General features: G+C 65.5%; 1 pseudogene. It reads left to right on the forward strand.

The window, feature by feature from the left end:
* Positions 1-496: pseudogene (locus tag EOA29_RS39710) on the forward strand (chromosome partitioning protein ParB); the annotation flags it as partial.

The raw sequence follows: 496 nt of genomic DNA on the forward strand, positions 1-496 counted from the left end.
AGACAGACGCCTATATCGAGGCTGGATGGAGCGAAGTGACGGTGCTCGAACCGGGGCAGTATTTTCATTCCTGGGACCACGAGAAAACGCCAAAGAAGAAGGGCGGCAAGGTCGTCATCACCGTCTCGCATCGCGGCGAGGTCGAGTGTCACGAGGGCTGGCTTTCGCGCAAGGAAGCGCGGCGCGCCCGCGCCGATGACGAGGGCGGCGAGCCGGACGAACAGGTCCTCAAGCCGTCGCGGCCTGAACTCACCGGCCCGATGCAGAACTATGTCGATCTGCATCGCCACGGTGCCGTGCGCACCGCCTTGCTCGATCATCCCGCCATTGCAATGCGCCTCATGGTGGCGCATGCGATTGCCGGTTCAAGCCTGTGGCAGGTGCGCCGCGAGCCGCAGCGCGCGGCGAACGACACGGTCGCCGCCAGCCTCGCCGCCTGCAAGGCCGAAGCCGCCTTCGCCGAAAAGCGGCGTGAGGTTTTGGCGCTGATTGGGCA

The organism is Mesorhizobium sp. M1E.F.Ca.ET.063.01.1.1 (assembly GCF_003998155.1).
In the GTDB taxonomy this organism is placed as follows: Bacteria; Pseudomonadota; Alphaproteobacteria; order Rhizobiales; family Rhizobiaceae; genus Mesorhizobium.